At 70.5% G+C, this 6,590-nt stretch carries 5 protein-coding genes and 1 other RNA gene; 4 read left to right on the forward strand and 2 right to left on the reverse strand.

What is annotated here, in order from left to right; genetic code table 11:
- Positions 1–32: 32 nt before the first annotated feature.
- Positions 33–405, reverse strand: a transfer-messenger RNA (tmRNA) gene (gene ssrA / locus VFO68_RS09430).
- A gap of 160 nt (positions 406–565) precedes the next feature.
- On the opposite strand from ssrA, the gene VFO68_RS09435 reads away from it, so the two are divergent.
- The 4 genes from VFO68_RS09435 to VFO68_RS09450 all read left to right on the forward strand — a co-directional run bounded on the left by VFO68_RS09435 (position 566) and on the right by VFO68_RS09450 (position 4,113).
- A complete protein-coding gene (locus tag VFO68_RS09435; protein WP_325157813.1) occupies positions 566–1,255 on the forward strand; it encodes a sensor domain-containing protein in 690 nt (229 codons plus the stop codon).
- A 131-nt stretch (positions 1,256–1,386) separates the two neighbouring features.
- Positions 1,387–2,463: a sensor histidine kinase gene (locus tag VFO68_RS09440; RefSeq protein WP_325157817.1), complete on the forward strand. Its 1,077-nt coding sequence runs from the start codon at positions 1,387–1,389 to the stop codon at positions 2,461–2,463.
- On the forward strand, positions 2,451–3,095 hold the full coding sequence (locus VFO68_RS09445) for a response regulator transcription factor (RefSeq protein ID WP_325157814.1): 645 nt from the start codon (positions 2,451–2,453) through the stop codon (positions 3,093–3,095). The genes VFO68_RS09440 and VFO68_RS09445 overlap by 13 nt, the downstream gene beginning before the upstream one ends.
- Before the next feature lie 220 nt (positions 3,096–3,315).
- The gene (locus tag VFO68_RS09450) at positions 3,316–4,113 is read left to right on the forward strand and encodes a hypothetical protein (protein WP_325157815.1); all 798 of its coding nucleotides are present in this window, start codon (positions 3,316–3,318) and stop codon (positions 4,111–4,113) included.
- A gap of 59 nt (positions 4,114–4,172) precedes the next feature.
- On the opposite strand, the gene lon is transcribed toward VFO68_RS09450, so the two are convergent.
- Positions 4,173–6,539 (reverse strand): endopeptidase La, encoded by a 2,367-nt coding sequence (lon, locus tag VFO68_RS09455; protein ID WP_325157816.1) that lies wholly within the window; start codon positions 6,537–6,539, stop codon positions 4,173–4,175.
- Between the last annotated feature and the right edge of the window lie 51 nt (positions 6,540–6,590).

Genomic DNA, 6,590 nt, shown 5'->3' on the forward strand with positions numbered 1-6,590 from the left:
CCGTCCGCGCTCTCTGCGGACAGGGCGTGCCTGCGTGGAGGTGCCGGGAATCGAACCCGGGTCCTCTGTCGCTTTGTCAGGGCTTCTCCGTGCGCAGTTCACCTTGTCTCTACTCGGCCCCACCGGTCACGTGAACAAGCCGGTGTGACGGGCCCAGCCGCTGTGAGTTTCCCGTCGTGGGTCCGCGGCCGGCCCGCGACGGTAAGCCTCCTAGCTGATGCCGGCGAGCCGGGACGGAGGCGATCCCGGGCCGACAGACTCACACTCGCTTAGGCAGCGAGGGCGAAGTCGCGCTGACTCGTAGTCTTGGCGCTTATTGGTTTGCGGCGACGCTTGAGGTGGTCTCTCGCCTGCACCTGCACGCTTCCCCTGGCTCAACGTCCAGAGTCGAAACCGTTCACCCCCTTGTCGATGGGTCGGTCCGTCCAGGATAACGCTCCCGGCCGGGCGGATCATTCCGGTTGGTAGGGCTAGCCCTACCCTCGGGACGGCGGTGGACACCATGGTCGTTCCCGCTCGTCGCCGGGATGCTGGGAACTGCACAAACCGACAGGAGGAGATCAGGATGGCCCCGGCACACGTCACCGAGAGCGACGGCACCAACCCCAACCCGCCGCTGTTCGGCTCGCTCGCCTACCTCGTTCTGAACCTGCCGGTGGGGATCGCCTCCTTCGTGTTCGTGGTCACCGCGACCAGCGTGGGCCTGAGCACGGCGATCATCTGGGTGGGCGTGCCGATCCTGGCGCTGGCGATGCTGGTCTGGCGGGGCGCAGCGCGGCTGGAGCGGCAGCGGGTGAACTCGATGCTGCGCACCTACATCGCGACGCCGTACCGGCCGCTGCCGGAGAAGATGTCCGACCAGTGGAAGACCCGGGTGAAGGATCCGGCGACCTGGAAGGACATGACGTACTTCCTGCTGATGCTGCCGATCGGCATCGCCGAGTTCACGCTGATGGTGACGTTCTGGTCGGTCAGCCTGTGGTTGCTGCTGCTGCCGCTGTACTTCGGCTTCCTGCCCGCCGAGTGGTCCCCGGTGATCGACGACCACCCGGTGCTGGCGGTCGACTCGGCCTTCGAGGCGCTGCCCTATGCGGCTCTCGGTGCGATCCTGCTGGCCGTCTCGGTGGCCCTGACCAAGGGCCTCGGCACGCTGCACGCCCGGTACGCCCGCGCCATGCTCGGCCCGAGCGCCCGCAAGCTCGACGCGATGCGGTGGGACACCTCGACCAGCGGCTTCGCGGGTGTGACCCTGTGAACGAGCCGGTCCCCTACGCATCGGGCGTGGTGCCGGTGGCCGGCGGGGTGGATCCTGTGGAGGTGCCCGACCCATCGCCCGGCGCCGGCGGGCGGCGCCCGGTCCAGCGCGTGCTGGGCACCATCGGTTTCATGCTCGGGGGCTTCCCGCTGAGTCTGCTCGCGTTCGTCCTCATCGTGACGATGACGGCGGTGGGGGTCGGCACCCTGGTCATCTGGGTCGGGGTGCCGGTGCTGCTGCTGCTCACCCAGGTGATCTACGGCTTCGCCGCGCTCGAGCGCAAGTGGATCGGGGCGATGCTCGGGGTGCAGATCCCGACGCCGTACCGCGAGCGGACCGGCTCCGTGCTGCAGAAGTGGCGCCAGCAGCTGGTCGATCCGCAGACCTGGCGCAACTTCGGCTACCTGCTGCTCGCCTTCCCGCTCAGCGTGATCGAGTTCCCGCTGGCGATCGCGGGGGCGATCATCCTGCCGATCGGGATCTGGGTGCTGCCGTTCATCGCCTCGCTGCACGCCCAGCTGGCCTCGGCCATGCTCGGCCCGAACACCACCGCCCAGCTCAGCGAACGGGCGCAGCGGTTGCAGGCGTCCCGGGCCCGGGGCGTGGACGCGGCGGAGGCCGAACGCCGGCGTATCGAGCGCGACCTGCACGACGGCGCGCAGCAGCGCCTGGTCGCGGTGGCCATGGGTCTCGGCCGGGCGCAGAAGAAGTTCGACGCCGACCCGGACGGCGCGAAGGTCCTGGTGGGCGAGGCGCTGGCGGATGCCAAGCTGGCCGTCTCGGAGCTGCGCGACCTGGCCCGGGGCATCTACCCGGCGGTGCTGGGCGACCGGGGGTTGGACGCGGCGCTGTCCTCGCTCGCGGCGAAGTGCCCGGTGCCGGTGAACGTGCGGGTCACCGTCGAGCCCCGGCCGCCGGCCGCGGTGGAGAGCACCGCCTACTTCATCGTCGGCGAGTCGCTGACCAACGTCGCCAAGTACGCCGGCGCCAGCCAGGTCACCGTGAAGGTGTGGCGCGAGGACCGTCCGTCGGGCGACCTGGTGGTGGTCGAGGTGACCGACGACGGCCAGGGCGGCGCGGTGTTCCAGGCCGGCGGTGGGCTGGCCGGGCTCGCCGACCGGGCTGCCACGATAGACGGCGTGATGACCGTGGTGAGCCCGATCGGGGGACCGACAGTGATCAGAGCGGATCTGCCGTGCACGTGGTGATCGCCGAGGACTCGGTGTTGCTGCGGGCGGGCATCCAGCGGTTGCTGGCGGACGAGAACATCGAGGTGGTGGCCGCCGTCGAGGACGGCGACGGGCTGCTGATCGCGGTCAGCGAACACCGGCCGGACCTCGCGATCGTGGACGTCCGGATGCCGCCGACGTTCACCGACGAGGGGCTGCGCGCGGCGCTGGCCGCCCGGGAGCAACTGCCCGGGCTGCCGGTGCTGGTGCTGTCCCAGTACGTGGAGGAGCGCTATGCGGTCGAGTTGCTGGCCGGGGGCGCGGGCGGCGTCGGATACCTGCTCAAGGAGCGGGTGGCCGATGTCGCCGAGTTCGTCGACGCGGTGCACCGGGTGGCCGGTGGCGGCACGTGCATCGACCAGGAGGTGATCGCGCAGCTCATGGCCCGCGGTCGGCGCAATCCCATCGACGTGCTCACCCCACGGGAGCGCGAGGTGCTCGGTCTGATGGCTCAGGGACTGTCCAATGTGGCCATCGCGAAGTCCCTGACCGTCTCCGACGGCGCGGTGGAGAAGCACGTGGGAAACATCTTCAGCAAGCTGGGCCTGGAACCGGACCCCGAGGAGCACCGCCGCGTGCGGGCGGTGCTCACCTTCCTCGAAAAAGGCTAGCCTCCGGCAGTGCAATGGACTTGCCTCGCTGTGCACATGGTTTGGAGTTGCTTTGGCACATTCGGTCACCATGGGGTTCTGGTTCCAAGGTGACAGAGCGGAGAATGTGTTGAGAATTCCGATCAGGACCGGGCTCGGAATCACGGCGGCGTTGGCGGTGACGTTCGCGCTGGTTTCTCCCGCCAATGCGGCCGAACCGGCCAGTAGGTACAACGGGCCCATGGCCGATGACGGTGAAGGTGTGGCCTACGAATGCGTCCGGCCACGCAACCCCAACGCCCCCATCGAAATGTGGGCGCTGGACGGCTCCGACACGACCTTCCGGTTCAACGGGGTCACCTGGGGCGGCACGAAGCCGTGCGACGACGGTGAGCTGCGGATCAGCAAGTTCCCACCGGTGCGGATCAACGGCAGCCTCATGTACCTGCAGCGCGGTTACAAGGGTTCGACGGCGCAGGATCCCGAAGCCGTCCGGCATGGCCACGTGCGAGCCGACGACCTCAGCCAGGCGGGCCTGGCGAAGCTGCGCCGGCCGGTCTCACCCGGAGCCCGAAACGGCCGGCCGTGCGCCCGCACCAAGAACGTCGCGTATTTCAACAATCCGGGACCGATCCCGGAGAACTTCCAGTACAAGCCGAAGGAAGACTCCTCGGACTGGGACAACTACGGCGATCCAGCCCAGGTCGACGGCGAATACCACCCTCCGGGGCTGCACTACAACTATCTGTTGTGGAGTTGGCCGACCGACGCGCAGAACACGGCCAAGAAGAATCCCGGTGGCGGCCAGATCCGAGCGGTCATCAAGAAGAACGACCGAATCCGGCTCTGCGATGTCGCGCCGATCATCAGCCCGGCATACAAGGAGGGCAAGACAGAGGTAATCGGCTACGTCCGGGGCATGTACGGCCGGGCCCGCAGCAACTCCGGCCAGTCCGTCGAGGGTTGGTTCGTCCATTCCTGGCGCCCGGCCGACAGTAGCCGGTGGACCGAGCTGGTTTCCCGAACCCCGGTGCCGTAGCGCGTCCGGCCAACCCTGAGCCCGGCAACTCGCGAGTTGCCGGGCTCAGGCCGTGCGGGCTAGGCGGCCCTGACCTCCGCGGCCGCCGGCTCCAGGGCCAGGTCGAGCACCTCGTTCACGTCGCTGACCAGGTGCACGGTGAGCGCCGCGCGAACCGACTCGGGGACGTCGTCGAGGTCCGGCTCGTTGCGGGCCGGCAGCAGCACCGTGGTGAGCCCCGCCCGGTGGGCGGCCAAAAGCTTCTGCTTGACCCCGCCGATCGGCAGCACCCGCCCGGTCAGCGACACCTCACCGGTCATCGCCACGTCCGAGCGCACCGGGCGGCCGGACAGCAGGGATGCCAGCGCCGTGGTCATGGTGATGCCGGCACTCGGCCCGTCCTTGGGCACCGCACCGGCCGGCACGTGGATGTGCACGCCCCGTTCGGCCAGCTCGCCGACCGGCAGGTCCAGCGGGCCGCCCCGGGACCGCAGGTAGGACAGCGCGATCTGGGCCGACTCCTTCATCACCTCGCCGAGCTGGCCGGTGAGCGTGACGCCGGTGCCGCCGGTGGCCGCGGCGGCCAGGGACGCCTCCACGAACAGCACGTCGCCGCCGGCGCCGGTCACCGCGAGGCCGGTCGCCACGCCGGGGACGGCGGTGCGCTCGGCCGACTCCGGCGTGTGCTTCGGCTGCCCGAGGTAGCCGCGCAGGGTCCCGGCCGCGATCGCCACCGGCAGGTCCGCCTCGCCCACCGCCAACCGGGCCGCGACCTTGCGCAGGATCCGGGCGATCGAGCGCTCCAGCTGCCGGACCCCGGCCTCCCGGGTGTACTCGCCGGCGATCAGCCGCAGCGCGTCCTCGCCGATGGACACCTCGTCCGCGGTCAGGCCGGCCCGGTCGAGCTGGCGGGGCAGCAGGTGGTCGGCCGCGATGGTGACCTTCTCGTCCTCGGTGTAGCCGTCCAGCGTGACCAGCTCCATCCGGTCCAGCAGCGGCCCCGGGATCGACTCGACCACGTTGGCCGTGGCCAGGAACACCACGTCGGACAGGTCCAGCTCGACCTCCAGGTAGTGGTCCCGGAAGGTGTGGTTCTGCGCCGGGTCGAGCACCTCGAGCAGGGCCGCGGTCGGGTCGCCCCGGTAGTCCGCGCCGACCTTGTCGATCTCGTCCAGCAGCACCACCGGGTTCATCGAGCCGGCCTCGGCGATGGCCCGCACGATCCGGCCGGGCAGCGCGCCCACGTAGGTGCGCCGGTGGCCGCGGATCTCCGCCTCGTCCCGCACGCCGCCGAGCGCCACGCGGACGAACTTGCGGCCCATGGCGCGCGCCACCGACTCGCCGAGCGAGGTCTTGCCGACCCCGGGCGGACCGGCGAGCGCCAGCACGGCGCCGCTGCGCCGGCCCTGGACGACACCCAGTCCACGCTCCGTTCGCCGCTTGCGCACGGCCAGGTACTCGATGATCCGGTCCTTGACATCGGCCAGTCCGGCGTGGTCGGCGTCCAGGATCTCCCGCGCGCCGCGAACGTCGTAGGCGTCCTCGGTCCGGGTGTTCCAGGGCAGCTCCAGCACGGTGTCCAGCCAGGTGCGGATCCAGCCGACCTCCGGCGACTGCTCGGAGGTGCGCTCCAGCTTGTCCACTTCGGACAATGCGGCGTCCCGCACCTTCTCCGGCAGGTCGGCGGCCTCCACCCGCTCCCGGTAGTCCTGCTCCTCCGAGGCCGGCTTGCCGTCCAGCTCGGACAGCTCCTTGCGGATCGCCTTGAGCTGCGCCCGCAGCAGGAACTCGCGCTGCTGGCGCTCCATGCCCTCGGCGACGTCCTTGCGGATGGTCTCGGCGACGTCCAGCTCGGCCAGGTGCTCGCGACCCCATTCCAGCAGCTTCTCCAGCCGGGTGGTCACGTCCGGGGTCTCCAGGAGCCACAGCCGCTGGGTGTCGGTGAGGTAGGCGGCATAGCCGGCCATGTCGGCCAGCGTGCCCGGGTCGTCGACCTGGGCCACGGTGTCCACGACCTGCCACAGCCCGCGTTGCTGCAGGATCGTGGTGACCAGGCTCTTGTACTCGCGGGCCAGCTCCCGGCCGCGCTCGTCGACCGCCGGCTCGTCGATCACCTCGACCTCGACCCAGAGCGCGGCGCCTGGGCCGGTGGTGCCGGCGCCGATGCGCACCCGGGCGCTGCCCCGCACCACGGCGGCCAGCTCACCGCCGGGCAGCCGGCCGACCTGCTCGATCACGCCGAGCGCGCCCATCCGGGCGTACTTGCCGTCCAGCCGGGGCACCAGCACCACCCGGGGCTTGTCCCCTTCGGCCGCGGCCTGGGCGGCCTCGACGGCCGCGCGGACGTCCGCGGTGTCCGGCCCGGCCAGCTTGATCGGCACGACCATGCCCGGCAGCAGGACGGTGTCGTCCAGCGGCAGCACGGGCAGTGCCAGGGCCTCTGCCATGTTCCCTCCAAGGTTGAGTCTTCTTCACTCAACCTGGGCGGAGGTGATGTT

It is taken from the genome of Actinophytocola sp. (genome assembly GCF_035712165.1).
Classification (GTDB): domain Bacteria; phylum Actinomycetota; class Actinomycetes; order Mycobacteriales; family Pseudonocardiaceae; genus DASYTH01.